Here is a 19502-nt window from a genome sequence, read left to right as displayed (position 1 = left end):
CCACCACTCAATACTATGAAAAACACGAGAAAAGCGGCCATTTCTGATCTGCCTCAGCTGGCTGAACTATTTGACCAGTACAGAATATTTTATCATAAGACTTCAGATATTCCTGCCGCGACAAGTTTTCTTCAGGAAAGACTTGAAAATAAAGATTCTGAAATTTTTGTTGCGGAAGAAAATGGTGAACTAACAGGTTTCGTACAATTATACCCAATATTTTCATCTACAAGAATGCAGCGTTACTGGCTGCTGAATGATCTGTACGTGAATGAAACCCATAGAGGAAAAGGCTTTTCTAAAGAATTAATTGAAGAATCCAAAGAACACTGCCGTACATCGAAAGCGTGTGGTATCCTTTTGGAAACAGGGAAAAGTAATGATATCGGGAATCAGCTGTATCCGGCCTGCGGATTTGAATTGTATGACTCTGTGAACTTCTACGAGTGGAGCAATTCATGAATAATGAGCAATAGGTAATGAATAATTTTGTAAAAAATATTCAAAAACATCCCTATTCTTTATGTCAACCACTCGAATCACGAATCTCGGAACTCGTACCCCGCATCTCAAAATCAATTTATAAAACAAAAAAATAATATGACCGATTTTCAAAAATACATTCAAAGATATTTAGATCAGATTCCATCCGGAAACTGGTTAAACGAACTGCAAATATCAGCTGACAAAACCATAGGAATCTATTCTAATCTTACCGAAGAACAGTCTAATTTTGCCTATACTGAAGGAAAATGGACATTGAAAGGACTTCTGCTCCACCTATCAGATACGGAAAGAGTTTTCCAATATAGAATATTAGCTTTCGCCAGAGGAGAGAAAAATAATCTTCCGGGATTTGATGAAAATGAATATGCCAATCAGTCTTTCGCCAGTGAAAGAACACTTGAATCTCTTTTGGATGAATACAAACTGGTAAGAAAATCTTCTCAGATTTTATTAGAAACTCTTCAACCTTCTGCTTTACAAAATACAGGTACAGCCAATGGCCATGAAATTTCTGTAGAAACCATCGGAAAACTGATTGTAGGACACAATTACCATCACCTGAATATTATTGAGGAAAGATATTTATCTAAGTTGGGATGGATATAGGAATTAAAATAAGGTTGAATTATCATAAGTTTTGGCTAAAGCCAGAGGTTTTTTTATCTCTGAATTAAATGGGCTAAAGCCCATTTCTATTGAATAAAATAATATCTCCAATTCATTAAATAGTATCTTAATTACACCATATAAAATATAATAAAACATTATATCATTAAAACATCAATAGGAACGGGCTTTAGCCCGTTTTTACATTACATATCATTCCATTGGCTTTAGCCAAAACTTATTAAAAATAAAAAACATTACTTTTGATAAAACAACACAAATGGCTTTTATCAAAATTTACATTCATCTTGTCTTTTCTACAAGAAACAGAGACCCCTTTCTCAATACATTCGACATCCGTCTTAAGGTTTGGAAACATATCAAAGAATATGCTACAGAAAAAGGAATATTTTTAGATATGATTAATGGATATTCAGACCATTGTCACTGCCTTATTTCTCTGGGATCAAATCAGAATATTGAAAGAATTGTACAATTAATAAAGGGAGAATCATCCCATTGGATTAATAAGAATGATCTTGTAAAAGGAAAATTCTCATGGCAGGATGAATATTTTGCTGTTTCTGTTTCTGAATCTATGATAGATTCTGTAAGACATTATATTAAGAATCAGGAGAAGCATCATCAGAAAAAGAGTTTTACTGAAGAGTATAGAGAATTTGTTGAAAAGTATAATTTTAAAACTTAATTAAGTTTCGGCTAAAGCCAGAGTTTTTTTATATCTGAATTAAATGGCTAAAGCCCATTTCTATTGAATAGAATAATATCTCCAATTCATTAAATAGTATCTTAATTACACCATATAAAAATATAATAAAACAATATATCATAAAAACATCAATAGGAACGGGCTTTAGCCCGTTTTCACCTTACATCTCATTCCATTGGCTTCAGCCAAAACTTATCAACCTGACCACATTTCCATCCTAATTTTTTGCCCAAAATCCTTATATTCCCTACCTTTATTCCCCCTTTGAACTTACTACAATTATGGAACATATTATCGAAATATTAAAATCCGGCGGAACAATCCTTTACCCTACAGATACCATTTGGGGAATTGGTTGTGATGCTACCAATATAGAAGCTGTCAATAAAATTTTTGACATTAAGAAGCGCGAAAAAAATAAATCCATGATCATTCTTGTAGAGTCTGAAAAAAGGCTTCAGGATCTGGTGGATGTTCCTGAGATGGCCTGGGAAATTATTGATCTTAGTGAAAAGCCGGTAACTATTGTTTATGAAAATCCAAGGGGTTTACCCAAAGAACTTCTTGCGGAGGATGGAAGCATAGGGATACGTCTTGTAAAAAATGATTTCTGCAAAAAACTGATTACAAAACTGAACAAACCTTTGGTATCTACCTCTGCCAATTTCAGTGGTGAGAAAAGCCCATTGAAATTCTCTGATATTTCTGAGGAGATGATCAGTCTTGTAGATTATGCAGTAGAGGAAGACAGAGAAAAAGTTTCAAAATACTCAGGTTCTTCGGTGATCAAAATATGGAATGACAACAGAATAAAGGTTCTTAGAGAATAGAAGTTCTTAACTTTTCTGTTTATTTTTTAGAGTCTTGTCAGTTCATATCGGCAGGATTTCTTTTTTTTAATTCTATCTTTGCAAACTCAACTCATAAATTATTTGCTATGAATCATCAGGAATTTGCTCAAATGTGGATTAATGCATGGAATTCTCATGATTTAGAGGCTATTCTCACCCACTATTCGGATGATATTGAGATTACAACTCCCATGATTGCTGTGGCTACAGGTGGTAAAGAAAGTTCTTTAAAAGGAAAAGAAGCCGTCCGTGAATATTGGCGAAAAGCCCTGGATAAGTTTCCGGATCTTCATTTTGATCTTATTCATTCCACGGCAGGAGTAGATTCCGTAGCATTATTTTATAAGTCGATCATGGATAAACATGCTGTTGAAGTCATGTTTTTTAATGAAGACGGAAAAATTAGTAGAATGTACGCTCATTACGATTAATGAGTAACATTGGTAGAAATTGACACTATTATTAACGATGATAATTAATCTTAATCAAAATAAGAATTTAAAACTTTTTAAAATAATTTCTGAAGCAGCAGAAAGGAATAATCAGTCCGTATATATTGTGGGCGGTTATGTTCGTGACCTTCTGATGAAAAGAAAAGCTTCCACAGATATAGATTTTGTGACCGAACAAAGTGGTATTGAGCTTGCCCAGAGTGTAGCTCAGGATATAGATCCTAAATTAAAAGTTTCCGTATTCAAAACGTATGGAACGGCAATGATCAAGTATAAAGACCTTGATCTGGAATTTGTGGGAGCAAGAAAAGAAAGCTACACTGAAAACAGCAGAAAACCTGAAGTGGAAGGCGGAAGCCTTGAAGATGACCAGAAAAGAAGAGATTTCACCATCAATGCGATGGCTATTTCTTTAAATAAAGATAATTTCGGGGAACTTATTGATCCCTTCAATGGGGTTGATGATCTTGAAAAAGGTATTTTAAGGACTCCTTTAGAACCTGCTCAGACCTATTCTGATGATCCGTTGAGGATGATGAGAGCCGTGCGTTTTGCTTCAACTTTAAATTTTAAAATTGAGGAGAACTCTCTGCAGGCTATCCAGCAGGAAGCAGAAAGAATCAAGATTGTTTCGATGGAAAGAATCATGGTAGAATTCAACAAAATCATGCTGTCTGAAAAACCGTCTGTCGGACTGAGGTTGATGGAACAAACCGGTCTTATGAAGCTGATAATTCCGGAACTGATAGAATTGAAGGGAGTGGAAGAAGTGGAAGGACAAACACACAAAGATAACTTTTACCATACTTTGGAAGTAGTGGATAATATTTCTGTGAATACCGATAATCTTTGGCTCCGTTGGTCTGCTTTGCTTCATGATATTGGTAAGGCCCCTACGAAAAAATTTGTAGAAGGAACGGGATGGACTTTTCACGGGCATGAATTTTTAGGCTCAAAAATGACCAAGACACTTTTCCAGCGTTTGAAGTTACCTTTAGGAAGTGATATGAAATATGTTCAGAAGATGGTAAAGCTTTCATCCCGACCTATTGCTCTGATTACTGATGATGCTTCGGATTCCGCATTGAGAAGACTTTTATTTGATGCCGGAGAAGATCTGGAAGATCTTTTCACCCTTTGCAAAGCTGATATTACGACTAAGAATTCTAAGAAACAGGAAAAATTCAAAAGAAACTTTGAATATGTAGCGGTGAAGATCAAAGAAGTGGAGGAAAAAGATCAGGTAAGAAACTTCCAGCCCCCTATTACCGGTGAAGAGATCATGGAAATGTTTAATCTTAAGCCGGGCCGCGAAATCGGTATTTTAAAAGAGAAAGTTAAAGAGGCTATTCTTGAAGGTGAAATTCCCAATGAAAAAGAAGAAGCCACAAAATTTGTGATTGTTGAGGCGGAAAAACTGGGATTGACACTATAATTCAATTGATAAATAATAAAAAATCGCGGCGGGATGTTCCATCCCGCCGCGATTTTTTTGTTCACTATGAAAACAAAGCCGGCCGGTTTCGAAAGAAACCGGCCGGAAAAAAACACAAATGATGAAAAAATAAAAAATTATTTTTTATGCTGTAAGGTATTATGGATTCAGGAAAGTACCGTTAGCACCAAGACCTCCTGTTTTAAGAGAACTCATTTTGTTACCCGTAGTTGCTGAATATATTACCATTTCGCTTTCTGCTGTAAATTGTTTAACATCTGATGCAAAGATTCTTCCGTCAATAACGTTAAATCCATAAAGTGTAAAGTAAGGACCACCATCTGCAGCTGTTAGCAATGGAGCTGTAGGAACGGTTGGTGTAGCTAAGCTTGTTGTATACACTTTGTTAGCAGAACTGAAGTAGATTTTATCGTTATCAATCTGAAGATTGGTAGCATTTGGAATTCCTGTCAGTGTAACTACCGGTGTTATAGCTCCTGTGCTTGAAATCTTATAGATATAAGAATCTGCAACTGTTGAAGAAATAGTGTAGACATTGGATTTGTAAGACACAGTATTCCCAATTTGACCATTCGGAATGGTAATTTCAGTTTTAGCATCATTGGAAGTATTGATATACGTAATCTTATTTCCAAATCCTGATGAAGCGTTCTGTACAAAAACATTTCCTCCTGCTTCTACTGTTTTATCAGAAACTTCAGTCATATTGATTTTGCTTACAAATGAGTAGTCAGAAGCTTTATACTTTGTTACACTTTGAGTATGAGCAATGAAATTGGTGTTGGCAACATAAATAAATCCATTCGCAAAAGTAATTCCTCTTGGATTATCAAGCTGATCTGAAATGACTGCTAATTTCTTAAATGTATAACGGTCTACTACAACAATTTTGTTTGAGTTGTTTATCACAAGATAAGCCTTATTTCCGTCAAGACCAATGGTCTGAAGAACGTCACCTAAGATTTCTTTACTATTGTTATAACCATATACATCGTCCTGCTTCAGGCTTAAATCTCTTGTAACAAATGTTACTTTAGCTCCCTGACTGTTGAAGTTACCTTCATTAGAGATAAAATATCCGTTCTGGTAAGTGATCGGAGAAACTTCAAATTCTGCGGAATCGCTTGTACATGAAGACATGTTAAATAATAACACTACTGCAAATAGTACAGTTAAAAGTTTAGTTATTTTCATAATTTATTCAATTTTAATTTATTAAAAATTTATTGCTGCATACACACTATAGTTTCTTTTCGGTAAAGGATAAAAAGAAACCGTTTTATAGTACATATTTGTTAGATTATTCACTTTAAATCCTAAGGTATATTTTTTTGCTAAAGTTGCTGAAACACCCATATTCAAAAGAAAATAAGGATCTATGGCATCTGATCTCTTTTCATCACTTGTGGTATAGGTAACACCATTTAGCAGCCCCTGTGCAAAAAACTTAAAGAAACTGTATTCATAATCTATATTGGCACTTCCTCTATGCATAGGCACATAAGGTCTCTGCATCTGCGTTCCTTTATCAATAGATCTTGCGTAATAATATCCTACATTCGCCCTGAATTTATGATTATCCAATTGTTTACTAAATGACAGCTGAGATTCTAATCCGTAAGATTCAACTTTATTGACATTGAATGCCTGCCAGTATCCTTTGGCCGTTGGAAGCCATGCAATAAGATCTGTGATGTTCATATAGTACGGAGACAAAGTAAGTCTGAAGTCCCCCACTTTGAACTCATTCGTCATATCTACCTGGGTAGAGGTTTCCGGTCTCAGCTCTTTATTTCCTCCCGGTTCATAATAAATATCATTAAATGACGGGTATCTGAAGTTTTTTGATACGTTAACACTTACATCATACCATTTTGCAGCACTCCATTTTCCGGAGAATGAATACATCAGCGGTGACTTTACATCTTCCACAAAATCTTTCTTGAACCCACCTTCAAAACGCAGGTTTTTTGTTGCAAAATACCTCAACAATCCGGAAACGGAACCAACATTTCTGCTGACACTGGATATTCCGCTCGCATATCCTTCCCCTTTATTGATCTGAAACTCGCCGATAATATTAAAATTCCACTTAGAATTCAGGAAATAATTGAAATCATTTTTAAAGATGTAATTTTTCCCTGTTCCGCCACTGGATTTAGGCAGATTTAAAGAACCGAAATACTGAAAATTCTCTTCTGTATAGGCTGCTCTAAGGGAGTTACTAAACTTCGCTTTGTTCCAGTCCCAGGAAAGAAGGCTTCTTACACTTTGAGTTTTATATTTTGTTTTTGTTCCCGTTTCTTCATACACAGGATAATGTTGTGAAGAATCAAAGAACTGGCTCTGCCAAGAAATTTTATGATCATCCGTCATTTTATAGGATGCTCCTACATTGAATGTTGTATTGTAATAATTACCGTTTCTGTTGATGTAATTCAGATCACTTACCTCATAATTATTTTCGCTTACGGAATAATTTCCTGAAGCTTTAAAACTGAACTTATCATTGCTGTAAGAACCTTTTACAAAATTATTGTAGGTATTAAAAGAAGCAACTTCAGAAAATAAAGAACCATGGAAGCCTTTGTTAAAATCAAGAGTATTATTAAGGTGAATACTTCCCCCGATAGCACCACTTCCATACACCACACTTCCTCCGCCGGCTTTTATACCGATCTGGTCATATCCGAACAAAGCAATATTATTGATATCTCCCTGCCCTAAAAAACTTGAGTTGATATTAATTCCATTCCATACAAAGGCGGTCTGCTGGGCAGTAGTTCCTCTGAAAGAAGGTGAAGAAACAGCTCCGCGACCATTTTCTTTGATAAATACCTGCGATTGAAATCTCAGAAGTTCAGAAAGATTACTGGAATTTTTCTCGGCCTCTTCTGCCGAAATTATTTTTACGGGATGAAAAAGTTTCACCCTATTCATCTGGTTGTCGAAGACATAAATAGTGTCGATGGTTTTCTCTTGTCCAAAAAGAAAACAGCCATAAGATGAAAAAAGCAGTACTAAAGATCTTTTTATATCCATACTTTTTTACTTTTCCTCCGAAAGCAATATGTTTTTTATTATAATGTTGGCAGGTCTCCTGACTTTCGCATTCTGCTCCTTCCCGTTTTAGACAGTGGCTGTTTGCAGAAACTTTTATTGCGATTTACAGTTGCGGGGACAGTCCGGGAGTTACACCCGATTCCCTTTTCATTCCAAAATACTGGAAACCAAAATTTTTGCAAAGATAGTTTTTTATATGTATTTGCCAAAAAAGTGAAATGAGAGTGTATCAGATTAAGAATTTGAAGCAAAAATTCACAAAAAAAGCTGCTTTCGGTTGAAAGCAGCCATGTATCATAGAATAATCGTATGCAATTATTTACCAATAACTTCCGTAATTGGGTTTCCTACATTTCCACTTGGAAACTGAATTTTCAATAGAGAAGATACCGTAGGAGCAATATCCGTCATGTGATATTCCTTATTGCTTTCTCCCTGCTTCACGCCCCAACCCATAAAGATCAATGGAATATGTGAATCGTAAGAATTCCAAACACTGTGGGTAGTTCCCGTTTTTGAATATGGAGGAAGCATAGAATCATGAGAAATCAACTGAATATCTCCACTTCTCTGTCTGTTGATCCCGTTGATAATTCTTTGTTTGATGGGTTCCGGAATACTTGCTTCCTGAACTTTATCTACAGAAACTGCATATAAAACGGTAGGATCTTTCTCCAGTTCTTTTACAGCGAAGTTTCTTACATCATCCAATTCAAGCTTACTGTCAGCCAATACTTTTCTGTCAAAATAAATCTGATAGTTATCAATCGCATTAATCAGTTTATCAGCTCCGAATTTATCTTTCAGCTTCTGGTTCAGATTTTTTTCTGCATCTTCACCAAAGAAACCTGTCGGGATTTTATGCTCTTTAAGAAATCCTACAGAGTGTGCTCCACCATGGTCTGCAGAAAGGAAAACCGTATACTCACCTTTTCCTACTTTAGCATCCAGGTAATTGAAGAACTCTGCTAAATCCTGATCTAATCTGATATAAACATCTTCTACCTCAATAGAATTCGGTCCGAATTTATGACCTGCATAATCAGTAGACGCAAGGTTGATCGCTAAGAAGTCTGTGATATTATCTCCACCCAGTTTTTCACCCTCTACAGAAGCTTCTGCCAACTTCAATGTCAGCGTATTCCCGAAAGGTGTGTAACGGATATTATCTTTTTTAGCCTGATAATCCTTTGCTAAATTACTGTAAGGGAAAGTAGGTGTTTTTGCACTTCCCAACAGACCTTCCCAGGAAGAATTGTCCGGTGCACTTTCCGTATATTGATTGATTGGAAGTAAAGTATTCCAGCCGTTGGCTACTAATTTTTCAGGAAGATTCTGAGAATTGAATGATTTTACCCATTGAGGAAGATCATTCATATACCATGTACTGGTAATAAAATTTCCAGTGCTGTCATCAAACCAGAACGCTCCGTTTGGAGTGTGTCCTGCAGGAAGAATAGAAGCACGGTCTTTCAAAGAAACTCCGACTACTTTTCCCTGGAAGTTGGTTGCTAATCTCAATTCGTCAGTCACCGTAGTAGACCACAGATTTTTTGGAGAATGGCTTCCGGTTTTCACATTGGTTGTTCCCACAGGTTGAACGCTTTCATCCGCAGTACAGTACACTCCTTTTCCTGTTTCTTTATCCGTCCAGTCGTTTCCAGCAATTCCGTGAATAGCCGGTACGGAACCTGTATAAATACACGTGTGTCCCAAAGCAGTAATGGTAGGAACATAAGGAATGTGTACATTATTCAAAGAATATCCCGTATTCAAAAGTCTTTTGAAACCGTCATTTCCATATTTACCATAAAAACGGTATAAATAGTCCCAACGCATCTGGTCTACTACCAGACCTACGACTAATTTGGGTCTTTCCAGTTGGGTATTTTTGTTCTTCTGTGCATTGATTGTAATTACGGACAAAAAAGTAGCTGCCGCAATTGAAATGTTCCTAAGCATCCAAGTAAATTTTTATTGACAACAAATTTAAGGGTTTTGAAAGTTTTGGAGTGTGAAATTTTATTTAATTTTGATTATTGTACAATTCATCAATCAATCTTCCATGATTTTAGGCGTATACTGGTATTTCAAATTTCCAAATGATTTATATGACTTTAAATTCTTCAAATTTTATCCGGGATATGGCGGACATGCTGATAATCCAGCAGAACTGGCAGCAAGAATTCAGGTAGAAAATACGGATGATTTTATCGGAAAGCTGACAGCATTGAAAGAGCGTTTCAAAAAAACTTATTTGCACTTGAATATCAATGAAAACCAGCTGATCATCAATATTGGAGATTATCAGCTCTTTGATTTTCATTTTCAAATGGCGGAAGAAATAGAAGAACTGTTGATTCGCGAACGTGCTGAATTGTTAGATTCCAGTATTCCTTTTACCATCCAATCCAGCAAAAGTTATGCTCCGGAAAGAGAAGAATTCAAAAATATAGAACACCGTTTCATCCAGATGGTAGGTTCAGACTTCAGGAAAAGCAATGCAGAAAATTACGCTGCCAGAATTGATTGTAACCTGCCTCTGCAATATAAACAAAGCCTTATTAATGATTTAGCGCAGATAGGTAAAGAAGAAAATCTCAATGTATTTTACTATAATGATTTCGATTTTAAAGATCATTCTAATCTGATGCTCTTTTTCACCAATGGCAGACAGAAAAAGGAATCTGTTCAAAAGGTTGATATCAATTCTTTTGGAAGTAAAGTGCGGCAGCTTACTCAGAAATATCCTCTTCATTTCGGACACTTCGGAAGCTTTAAAGAATATCCTTTACGGGGTCCTCATGTTGAACTCATGGTGGATGAGGAATATATTTTAAATAAAAATAAACCATTTTAATTCAATACTATGATCAAATTCAAATATGTCATTCTGTATGTGGAAGATGTAGAACAGTCTATGAACTTTTATAAAAACACCTTCGGTTCTGAAATAAAATTCATCACTCCTGAAAAAGATTATGGAGAACTGCTGACCGGAGAAACCACTCTGTCATTTGCAGCTGTAAGTCTTGCAGATTCCAATATTAAAAAAGGATTTTTAACTTCAAAAACGCAAGATAAACCTTTTGGAATAGAGCTGGGGTTTGTCACTGATGATGTAGAAGCTTTGGTGGAAAAAGCAATAAAACATGGTGCTGAACTGTATGAAGATATTGCTGTAAAACCTTGGGGACAAAAAACAGCTTACATCAAAGACCCCAACAATTATCTGGTAGAAATCTGTACTGAAATTCAATAAGCTTAAAATATCTGATTTGGAAATAAGAAAATTACAAAAACTAACCACCGATCCAAGTGTAAACTGGGGGCATAACGGCTATACAACGGACAGAATTTATTCGGTTTCCTCTATTGAGTTTGGAGGTTCTTTCGAGTTTAGCCTAAAAGAAAAAGCTTTACCCTATACCAAAAGCTGGAAAACTACTTCTGAGGAGTTTAAAGAACTGAATAATCTTATAGAACAGGAAAATTCGTTCGGTGCTTTTGTTGATGAAGAGCTTACGGGCTGGATCATCTGTGAACACAGAACATGGAACAACAGCCTCTACATAGAAAACATACTGATTGACGAAAAACACAGACGGCAGGGAATCGGGATTATGCTGATTAAGAGCGCCATTAAAGAAGCCCGCAGATTAAACTGCAGAGTTATCGAACTGGAAACACAGAATACCAACTACCCTGCTATCCGGTTTTACAGAAGAATGGGATTCAATATTACCGGGCTGAACACAAGATTATACGATAATCCGGACGAGATTGCACTTTTCATGACTTTAGATGTGGAGTAAACCTGATAAAAGGATTATTATAAAATATTTAAACGTTTTTATTTAAAACACTTGCTGGTGTGCTAATTTTTCTATACATTAGTAATCAACAAATTAAAGATTATTACTATGAAAAATTTAAAAAAGCTAAAGAGAAGCCAGCTTGTGCTGATAAGTGGTGGTGATACTCCTTATGCAATATGTGACATGGATGGTAATTGCCCTCCAACAGTAGGTTCATACTATTGCAGCGATGGTACTTGTTACAGAGTTTCCGGCGGTGGCGGTAGCAACCCTGGCTGTAATGAACCGATGCGTCTTTGCCAGGAATGGGAAACCGGTTGCGGTTGTGTTTACATGTAATATATTTTGTTAGATAAAATCTTGTGGAGGGCGGTTTTTACCGCTCTTTTTGTTTTATTAAAAGTAAGCTCAAACACATAATCTCCTTCATTTTCATTAATTTCGCAAAAACAGGATCACACAATATCATGCAAAATCTTTTGAAATACATCAGATCCCTTACTCCTTTTTCTGACGAGAGCTGGAATATGCTCCAACCTGCCCTTTCGGAAAAAGATTACAAGAAAAATGAACTGATGTTACAGGAAGGTCAAATCTGTCATTCTCTATTTTACATTGATAAAGGATTTTGTAAAAGCTACTACGAAATAGAAGGAGTTATAAAAAACACCGGATTTTTCTTTGAGAACGAAATAGCAACCAATATCAGCAGCTTTGGAAGCGGACAGCAATCTGAATTCAATATCATCGCCTGTGAAGAAATTCATGCTATTATTTTTGATAAGGCGAAGTTATTTGAAGCTGCCGGAAAGGCTCCTGAAATTGAAACGCTGGGACGCCATTGTATTCGTCAGTTTGCCTCCAGGCAGGAGGAATTTTCAAATCTATTTAAGCTCTATACTGCACAGGAAAGACTGGAATATATTGAAGCCAAATATCCTGAAATGCTGCAACGTATATCCCTTACCCAGCTATCCTCATTTCTGGGAGTAGCAAGAGAAACATTAAGCAGAATCCGGAAACGAAGGATGATCCGCTAAAATCAACATCCATCCAAAAAAATCTAATCACAAAAAAATAATAGCATATGAAAACGTTGATCTGGAAAGGAATACTTTATCAATCCCTTGAATATTTTAATGTACAGTCTGATAATAAAGGTTATAATGTAGAATCAAGAATCATAGGCAGTTATAAAGATAAAATCTATACGGTAGACTACAGAATGTTCATTGATAAAAACTGGATCGTTCAGAATTTCCTGATCGAATCTGAAGTCAATAAGGTTAAAACAACGTTAGAAGGAAAAAGGCTTCAGAATCAATGGACAATCAATAATGTTGTAAATCCGGAATTCAATCATTTCAAGTTTATTGATATTTCTTTGACTCCATTTACCAATACACTGCCCATAAATAATTTAAACCTTCCAGAGAACAGCTCTCAAAAAATAGATGTTATTTACATCGATATACTCAACCAGCATATCAGACCTGTACAACAGCAATATACAAAGACAGCATCCCATCAATATCTGTATGAAAATATTGAAAATGATTTTAAAGCCGAAGTTTCAGTTGATGAAAGTGGATTGGTCATCAGCTATCCAGAATTATTTGAGAAAATTGTAGAACTTTGAAAATCATTCAATAATAATTTAACCAAAAGACACTTGATCAAGTGTCTTTTTAATTTAAATATCAAAAAGATTATTTTACAATCATAAAATAACACGACACGTTCTGTCGTTGTGTGTAGATAATTTTGCATTTAACTAAAACAAATATCAATATAAATAAAGTGGATTTAATAATAAATAGTAAGATTTATGTTAAATCGCACCTTTGTGATTTTCATGTCTTAAAAAGTGTTAAATTCGCGAAGTTTTAAGAAACTAATTACTAACTCAAAAACAACAAAACGGGAATGAAAAAAATCTATCTCGGAGCGCTAACTCTATGCGCTATTTTGGGCATATCTGCTCAGGAAGTAGTATGGCAGAAAGACATCAAATCCTCTACCCAGGATTTTCTTAGCCAGGTTACTACAACAATCGATCAGCAGTATCTGATAACGGGAAGCTCTATCCAAAGTAATAAGCAGCAAACATCAGGAAATAAGCAAAACAACGGTTACGATTTTCATCTTGTAAAACTGAATCAACAGGGAGATGAAGTCTGGGAAAAATATTTCTCAGGACAAAATCATGATTATCTGTCAGCAACTGTTACTACACAGGATGGAGGGTTTCTATTGGCCGGAACCTCTTATTCAGGAAAAGGTTTGGATAAAAAAGATGATTCTAAAGGAGGATCAGATATCTGGCTGATCAGAATCAATGAATTTGGCGATGAACTATGGCAGAAAACATTAGGCAGTTCTTCCGATGAAGAAGCCAGAGCGGTTATCCAAACTACCGACTTAGGATTCTTTGTTGCCGGAAATGTACAAAACTCATCAAAAGGTTACGGCTCCAAAGACGTCTTAATTACCAGAATCGATAAAAACGGAAAAGAACTTTCACAATTAATCTTAGGCGGAAAAGGCTTAGACGAAGTAGAAAAGATGATTCCTACAAGAGATGGAGGAGCATTATTGGGAATTTACTCAAGGAGTTCCGAGGTTCGGGTTTCGGGATCTGAAAAGGGTTCCGGGATGCGAGATGCAGGTTCCGTGTCAAACGGTCAAAACCCGAACCCCGTATCCCGTATCGCAAAATCCACGGATAACTTCGGAGAAGGTGATTACTGGATCGTAAAACTCGATAAAAACGGAAAAGTAGAATGGGAAAAGAACTTTGGAGGTAAAGGTGATGATCATATCAGAACTCTGGCTTTGACTTCAAATGGCATTATCATTGGTGGAGAATCCAGATCAGAAAGATCAGGAAATAAAACGGTTGGATTGGAAGAAGGAACAGACCTTTGGCTGATTTCTTTAAATGAAAGAGGCGATGAACAGTGGCAGAAGTCTTACAACTTCAAAAACAGAGATATTTTGATGGGAATGAGCGTAATTCATTCTGCAGATGATAAATCTTCCAAAGGAATTTTATTGGGTGGCTATACACAAGCTGAAGGAAGAATACAAACCGATGACGAAACATTCTGGATGCTTTATCTAGATCACAATGGCAATGAACAATGGAGGAAACATGTAAAAGGAGAATCCAGACAAAAAGAAGAAAGACTTTCTGACTTAAAGCTGAATAGAGATGGTTCTATTGTATTAGCAGGAACCAGTGCTGAAGAGCTGGGTAAAGAAAACTGGAAGATTGTAAAACTGGGAGACAAGCAGGTTGATCAGTTGATTGAAAAATACGATATCAAAATCTATCCCAATCCTGTATCAGATTATGCTTACGTAGAAATCGGCTTTGATTTTAAGGATGGTAATATCCTGTTGTATGATATGAGTGGAAGACAGCTTCAGAGTATAAAAACACAGAACAGAGTGACTAAGATTAATACACAAGCTTTGGTTCAGGGCGCTTATTTGGTGACTATAAAAACGGATAACAATAAAACAGCGAATGCTAAACTGATTAAGAAATAATTGAAATGAAAAAAATAATATTAACTCTTTCTAGCTTTTCATATCTCATTTGTTTTGGACAATTAAATTACAGTAATACAACAGATTCCCCATACAATATAATCCCGCCGGCATCCGAATCTTTTTATAAGTCTCAATTTGGAAATAATGGTATTAACGATTTTAGAGGTGAGCCGATGGTGAATATTCCCTTGTTCTCCATAAATCATGGTGGGATTCCTTTTGAATTGGATTTAAAATACATCAAGGCAGGAGTGAAAGTAAATGACATTCCAAATAGTACAGGTATTAATTGGGTTTTGAATACTGGTGGGATTATAACAAGGACAATCAATGATATTGCAGATGAAAAAGTAGTACGCGAATTATTCCCACAGCTTCCCAATATAAATATGTCTAATCCAGGAGATTGGGGAGCATATGTTTTGCAGAATAAGGATCATCAGACAGATATATTTAATTTTACAGTAGGTAACTACTCTGGCAGTTTTTTTCTGGACCAAAATTTCCAACCTGTAATTCTTACTAAAGACAATAACTGTAAGATAGAAACGGTGGGGTCATTCAGCCAGAATTACCAGTTTAAAATTTTCACTAATGATGGAACGGTCTATCATTTTGGAGGGACTGGATTTACTGAAAAGACATTTAATAAAGAGCAGGCATCAACCGCTGGAGTAACGTCGTTTTATTTAAAGGAAATAACCAGTAGTAAAACCAATGAAACTATTAAATTTGAATATGAAGATGTAGGCGTTTTAAGATCAGTTCCAACAGATATACAGGAAAGCTACAATTCAGATATGACTGTAGTAGAAGAACCTAACTGCGGTGGACATCCTACACCTTCTAGTGAGATTCAGCAGACTAATATTTTTCTTAAAATTTCAGATCCTAAAAGGATAAAAAAAATTTTTTTAGCTGATAAAATTATCTCTTTTGATTATTCAAGCGATTATATATTATACAATAAGCTCAATAATATTAAGCTTAATATTAATAATACACTGATAAAGAAATACAGTTTTGATTATCTGGATAAAATAAATTCCAACAACAAATTATTAAGATATTTTTTGACCAATGTTAAGTTTTATGAAAATAATGAAACAAATGTAACACAGGAATACAAAATGGAATATGACAATCCTTTGGTATTACCTGACCGAATGTCCAAGGAAATTGATTATCTCGGATATTACAATGGGAAAACCAATTCTTTGCAAACACTTATTCCTAATACCAATCTATTTGACAATAACAGTATTTCTGCATTTAATAATTTTGCTGATAGAAGACCTTTTTCTGAGTTAGCCAAATACGGAACTTTGATGTCGATTACCTATCCTACAAAAGGAAAAACTGTATTTGAGTATGAGCCGATTACAGAAGCGCCGAAAAATGCGACGATTGCTCTTTCTATAGATTCTAGCTACAGAACTGATACCAAAGATTTATTTCCATACGAATATTTAGGAGGAAGTGTTCAATATGATTTTTTACTTTATTCTATGGATCCGAATATAAGTAACCCTGTTATGAAAGCAAGAGCCGTATTTAAAGTTCTTGATGAATTTAATAATGTGGTATATACTTCTCAACAATTAACTATTAGTAAAGCAACTACTGATTTAAAAGCAGAAACTCAGGGAACTCTTGCCCTTAACCCAGCTAAAAAATATAAGTTTTCATTGGAAATTTTGGACAATTTGTGCAGTAACTGTTATGGAGATGTAAAAGTGAATTTAAAAAAGCTTGATATAGAAAATGGGCCAGGAGTACGTTTAAAAAGACAGTATGATATTAGTGAGAGTGGGATAACAAATATCAAAAGAGTATATTATACTAATTATTCTAGTATCCCTGATATAAGAAAGAACAATAAGGTTTTTGTTCCGGATTTTAAAAGTCATTTTCTTATACAATCGCTTACACCCAATCCTAACACCGGATCTAATTGTAATGATGGTACTGTAAGTTATCCAGGATCTTCCTCATTGGTAGAAAATATCAAATCTACTCCTTATTTGAGTTCATTGGAATATTCTGATTTGACTCAAGATGATGAAGATACTAATTATTTCAATCTCAATGATCCTATGTATTCCAATATAACTTTAAGTTTTGGAGGAGATAATTTTGAAAAAGGGGGTGAAGAAAAGAAATATTATATTAAGAAAAGAGCGGGTATTGAATTTGATTTATTTTCTCCTAATTTCACGCAATTAGGCACCGACCAAGTCTTTATTAATAATGAAGGAATTTTATCGGCATTGACAGAATCAGCCCTTAAAAAGTTTCATAGATCTTTTTCCTTTCCGAATGTAGATGGAAAGCTCCTGAGTGACAAGATATTTAAAATACAAAACAATTCGGTTAACTATCTTAAAACTACAGAAAATAAATACAGCTTCATTGAGATAAAAAATGTACATAATATTTTAGGGTCTGATGTTTACCCTACAATTACCGGAGGCCCTTATGAACTTAAAAATAAACTGATTACTTCTTACCCAACTATGGTAAACGAAGCATTATTGTCTGAAGTAAAAACTATGGATTTTCCAAACCCTAACAATCAAAACAATGTTATTGTTAAGAATATTAAAAATTTTTACTTAAATCAAAATCATCAGCTTAGTAAACAAACTGTAGAACTGCCGGGAGGTAACATCTTAGAAACATCTTATCAATATGCAGATGAAAAAAATAATCAGAAATTGATAGAAGCCAATATGGTGGGTATTCCACTGGAAAATAAAATTATAAAGAAACTTAACAGTTCAGATGCTGGAAAAATGATTTTGAGATCAGAAACTATTTATCCTGATCAAAACAATTATCCAACACCACAAGCCCAGTACCTTTTGTTGCCTCTTTCGGGAATTGCTTATAATATTGAGAATAATACACCATCGACGGAAATAACTTATAATTGGTATGATGAAAAAGGAAATGTGTTACAATATACGACCAAAGAGGGTACGCCTGTGACAATTATTTGGGGGTATAATAAAACCCAGCCTATTCTAAAAATAGAGGGAGTTGATTATAGAAAAGTCTTAGGATTCCCTGGTCTGGATGATCTTATTTTAGTATCTGATAAAGATGCCGATCCTGCAAAGTTTGATCTGCAGCCTGCAAATACAGAAGACACGTTGATTAATAAGTTGGACCAGTTCCGGAATATCCCGGAAATGGCGGGTTATCAGGTGACCACCTATACCTATGATCCTTTAGTAGGGGTAAGAAGTATCACTTCACCATCCGGAATCAGAGAAAGCTATGTCTATGATTCGGCTAACAGGCTTGAAAAAGTGATAGATGTGAATGGCAAAGTGCTGAAGGAGATGAAATACAATTATAAAAACTAAAACTGATGAAAAAACTCATAATACCAATAGGAGCCCTGCTCTTATCTAATATAACCTATGCCCAGCTTTCCACGATTTCAAGCAATGAAAATTATATTCAGACCAAAACATATTTAGATTATAATGGAACAGCTCCTACCAAATCTTTAGAAATGGTACAGTATTTTGACGGATTGGGAAGACCTAAGCAGATTGTCAACTTACAAGCTTCACCTTTGGGAAAAGATGTTGTAACCCATATTGAATATGACCCTTTCGGAAGACAGGTTAAAGACTATCTTCCTGTTCCCCAACTTTCCACAAGTAACGGGAACTATTATTCAGGACCTTTGGGTGTTTATCCTAATACCTATGGTAATGAAAAGATCTATTCAGAAAAGGTTTTGGAAAACTCACCTTTGGACAGAATTCTGGAGCAGAAACAAGTGGGAAATGCCTGGGATAACAAGCCTATAAAATTTGGGTATGATGCCAATGCAGATGGTGAGGTAAAAAAATATACCGCCACTTTTAACTATACCACTTTTACCTCCAGCCTGACATTCTCCGGCTCCTATGGAATAGGCCAGCTGTATAAAAATACAGTTACCGATGAAGATGGCAACTCAACCATTGAGTTCAAAAACGGACAGGGACAGGTGGTATTGGTCAGAAAAGTAATCAGTGCCACAGACAATGCAGATACCTATTATGTTTACAATGATTATAACCAGCTGGCTTTTGTGATCCCTCCCAAAGCCTCTGTAGAAGCAGATCCCAATACCGTATTGAATGATTTATGTTACCAGTATAAATATGACGGAAGGAACCGTCTGGTAGAAAAGAAACTGCCCGGAAAAGGCTGGGAATATATGGTGTATGACAAACAGGACAGGCTGATCATGGTTCAGGATGCTGTCATGGGAGCATTAAAACAGTGGCTTTTTACCAAGTATGATCAATTTGGAAGAACAGCATACACCGGACTCTATACAAGTACCCAGGTATATGGTACAGCAGGAAGAGCAGCGGAACAAGTATTAGCAGATGCTAAAGGGAGTAATAACGTAACCAGGTCCTCTACCGTAGGATTCACCAACAGTGGAGTTGG

Annotated in this window: 18 protein-coding genes and 1 riboswitch; of the genes, 15 read left to right on the top strand and 3 right to left on the bottom strand. The window is 35.5% G+C overall.

Annotated features, from left to right (window positions below):
- The first annotated feature begins 15 nt into the window (after nt 1-15).
- The 6 genes from FN817_RS14115 to FN817_RS14090 all read left to right on the top strand — a co-directional run bounded on the left by FN817_RS14115 (nt 16) and on the right by FN817_RS14090 (nt 4581).
- Nucleotides 16-462 (top strand): GNAT family N-acetyltransferase, encoded by a 447-nt coding sequence (locus FN817_RS14115; RefSeq protein ID WP_142718525.1) that lies wholly within the window; start codon nt 16-18, stop codon nt 460-462.
- A 138-nt stretch (nt 463-600) separates the two neighbouring features.
- Nucleotides 601-1113: a DinB family protein gene (locus FN817_RS14110; RefSeq protein ID WP_142718524.1), complete on the top strand. Its 513-nt coding sequence runs from the start codon at nt 601-603 to the stop codon at nt 1111-1113.
- Between the two features lie 280 nt (nt 1114-1393).
- Nucleotides 1394-1822, top strand: coding sequence for an IS200/IS605 family transposase (gene tnpA / locus FN817_RS14105; protein WP_142718523.1), 429 nt, complete (start codon nt 1394-1396; stop codon nt 1820-1822).
- A gap of 302 nt (nt 1823-2124) precedes the next feature.
- Nucleotides 2125-2673, top strand: a complete 549-nt coding sequence (locus tag FN817_RS14100; RefSeq protein WP_047387197.1) for an L-threonylcarbamoyladenylate synthase — start codon at nt 2125-2127, stop codon at nt 2671-2673.
- A gap of 107 nt (nt 2674-2780) precedes the next feature.
- Nucleotides 2781-3125 (top strand): nuclear transport factor 2 family protein, encoded by a 345-nt coding sequence (locus tag FN817_RS14095; RefSeq protein ID WP_142718522.1) that lies wholly within the window; start codon nt 2781-2783, stop codon nt 3123-3125.
- Nucleotides 3126-3162: 37 nt separating this feature from the next.
- The gene (locus FN817_RS14090) at nt 3163-4581 is read left to right on the top strand and encodes a CCA tRNA nucleotidyltransferase (protein WP_142718521.1); all 1419 of its coding nucleotides are present in this window, start codon (nt 3163-3165) and stop codon (nt 4579-4581) included.
- Nucleotides 4582-4740: 159 nt separating this feature from the next.
- On the opposite strand, the gene FN817_RS14085 is transcribed toward FN817_RS14090, so the two are convergent.
- The 3 genes from FN817_RS14085 to pafA form a co-directional block, all read right to left on the bottom strand.
- Entirely contained in the window at nt 4741-5796 is a 1056-nt protein-coding gene (locus FN817_RS14085) for a YncE family protein (protein ID WP_142718520.1), read from the bottom strand.
- A gap of 21 nt (nt 5797-5817) precedes the next feature.
- A complete protein-coding gene (locus tag FN817_RS14080; protein ID WP_142718519.1) occupies nt 5818-7644 on the bottom strand; it encodes a TonB-dependent receptor plug domain-containing protein in 1827 nt (608 codons plus the stop codon).
- A gap of 31 nt (nt 7645-7675) precedes the next feature.
- Nucleotides 7676-7852: riboswitch (cobalamin riboswitch) on the bottom strand.
- Nucleotides 7853-7980: 128 nt separating this feature from the next.
- Nucleotides 7981-9627: an alkaline phosphatase PafA gene (gene pafA, locus FN817_RS14075; RefSeq protein WP_142718518.1), complete on the bottom strand. Its 1647-nt coding sequence runs from the start codon at nt 9625-9627 to the stop codon at nt 7981-7983.
- Nucleotides 9628-9730: 103 nt separating this feature from the next.
- Between pafA and FN817_RS14070 the strand changes: the two genes are divergently transcribed.
- The 9 genes from FN817_RS14070 to FN817_RS14030 all read left to right on the top strand — a co-directional run.
- Nucleotides 9731-10525: a hypothetical protein gene (locus tag FN817_RS14070; RefSeq protein WP_142718517.1), complete on the top strand. Its 795-nt coding sequence runs from the start codon at nt 9731-9733 to the stop codon at nt 10523-10525.
- Nucleotides 10526-10534: 9 nt separating this feature from the next.
- Nucleotides 10535-10927 (top strand): VOC family protein, encoded by a 393-nt coding sequence (locus FN817_RS14065; protein ID WP_142718516.1) that lies wholly within the window; start codon nt 10535-10537, stop codon nt 10925-10927.
- Between the two features lie 16 nt (nt 10928-10943).
- Nucleotides 10944-11480, top strand: a complete 537-nt coding sequence (locus FN817_RS14060; RefSeq protein ID WP_142718515.1) for a GNAT family N-acetyltransferase — start codon at nt 10944-10946, stop codon at nt 11478-11480.
- A gap of 186 nt (nt 11481-11666) precedes the next feature.
- Nucleotides 11667-11822 (top strand): hypothetical protein, encoded by a 156-nt coding sequence (locus FN817_RS14055; RefSeq protein ID WP_228451566.1) that lies wholly within the window; start codon nt 11667-11669, stop codon nt 11820-11822.
- 128 nt (nt 11823-11950) lie between these two features.
- On the top strand, nt 11951-12523 hold the full coding sequence (locus FN817_RS14050; protein ID WP_142718513.1) for a Crp/Fnr family transcriptional regulator: 573 nt from the start codon (nt 11951-11953) through the stop codon (nt 12521-12523).
- A gap of 47 nt (nt 12524-12570) precedes the next feature.
- The gene (locus FN817_RS14045; RefSeq protein ID WP_142718512.1) at nt 12571-13122 is read left to right on the top strand and encodes a putative glycolipid-binding domain-containing protein; all 552 of its coding nucleotides are present in this window, start codon (nt 12571-12573) and stop codon (nt 13120-13122) included.
- Between the two features lie 287 nt (nt 13123-13409).
- Nucleotides 13410-15038 carry a T9SS type A sorting domain-containing protein gene (locus FN817_RS14040; protein ID WP_142718511.1) on the top strand — a complete coding sequence of 543 codons (1629 nt, stop codon included), beginning with the start codon at nt 13410-13412 and terminating at the stop codon, nt 15036-15038.
- Between the two features lie 5 nt (nt 15039-15043).
- Nucleotides 15044-18412: an RHS repeat protein gene (locus tag FN817_RS14035; protein ID WP_142718510.1), complete on the top strand. Its 3369-nt coding sequence runs from the start codon at nt 15044-15046 to the stop codon at nt 18410-18412.
- Nucleotides 18413-18417: 5 nt separating this feature from the next.
- The coding region (locus FN817_RS14030; protein ID WP_228451565.1) for a DUF6443 domain-containing protein at nt 18418-19502 on the top strand (1085 nt) is incomplete at its 3' end.

This window comes from Chryseobacterium rhizoplanae (assembly GCF_900182655.1).
In the GTDB taxonomy this organism is placed as follows: Bacteria; Bacteroidota; Bacteroidia; order Flavobacteriales; family Weeksellaceae; genus Chryseobacterium; species Chryseobacterium rhizoplanae.
This window is presented reverse-complemented; position numbering and strand designations above follow the sequence as displayed.

Bases quoted from the DNA above. Each gene is read 5' to 3' on its own strand.
- FN817_RS14085 (WP_142718520.1), bottom strand. From the start codon at position 5,796: ATGAAAATAACTAAACTTTTAACTGTACTATTTGCAGTAGTGTTATTA.
- FN817_RS14040 (WP_142718511.1), top strand. From the start codon at position 13,410: ATGAAAAAAATCTATCTCGGAGCGCTAACTCTATGCGCTATTTTGGGC.
- FN817_RS14065 (WP_142718516.1), top strand. From the start codon at position 10,535: ATGATCAAATTCAAATATGTCATTCTGTATGTGGAAGATGTAGAACAG.
- FN817_RS14035 (WP_142718510.1), top strand. From the start codon at position 15,044: ATGAAAAAAATAATATTAACTCTTTCTAGCTTTTCATATCTCATTTGT.
- FN817_RS14100 (WP_047387197.1), top strand. From the start codon at position 2,125: ATGGAACATATTATCGAAATATTAAAATCCGGCGGAACAATCCTTTAC.
- FN817_RS14070 (WP_142718517.1), top strand. From the start codon at position 9,731: ATGATTTTAGGCGTATACTGGTATTTCAAATTTCCAAATGATTTATAT.
- FN817_RS14055 (WP_228451566.1), top strand. From the start codon at position 11,667: ATGGATGGTAATTGCCCTCCAACAGTAGGTTCATACTATTGCAGCGAT.
- FN817_RS14095 (WP_142718522.1), top strand. From the start codon at position 2,781: ATGAATCATCAGGAATTTGCTCAAATGTGGATTAATGCATGGAATTCT.
- tnpA (WP_142718523.1), top strand. From the start codon at position 1,394: ATGGCTTTTATCAAAATTTACATTCATCTTGTCTTTTCTACAAGAAAC.
- pafA (WP_142718518.1), bottom strand. From the start codon at position 9,627: ATGCTTAGGAACATTTCAATTGCGGCAGCTACTTTTTTGTCCGTAATT.
- FN817_RS14080 (WP_142718519.1), bottom strand. From the start codon at position 7,644: ATGGATATAAAAAGATCTTTAGTACTGCTTTTTTCATCTTATGGCTGT.
- FN817_RS14090 (WP_142718521.1), top strand. From the start codon at position 3,163: ATGATAATTAATCTTAATCAAAATAAGAATTTAAAACTTTTTAAAATA.
- FN817_RS14110 (WP_142718524.1), top strand. From the start codon at position 601: ATGACCGATTTTCAAAAATACATTCAAAGATATTTAGATCAGATTCCA.
- FN817_RS14050 (WP_142718513.1), top strand. From the start codon at position 11,951: ATGCAAAATCTTTTGAAATACATCAGATCCCTTACTCCTTTTTCTGAC.
- FN817_RS14115 (WP_142718525.1), top strand. From the start codon at position 16: ATGAAAAACACGAGAAAAGCGGCCATTTCTGATCTGCCTCAGCTGGCT.
- FN817_RS14045 (WP_142718512.1), top strand. From the start codon at position 12,571: ATGAAAACGTTGATCTGGAAAGGAATACTTTATCAATCCCTTGAATAT.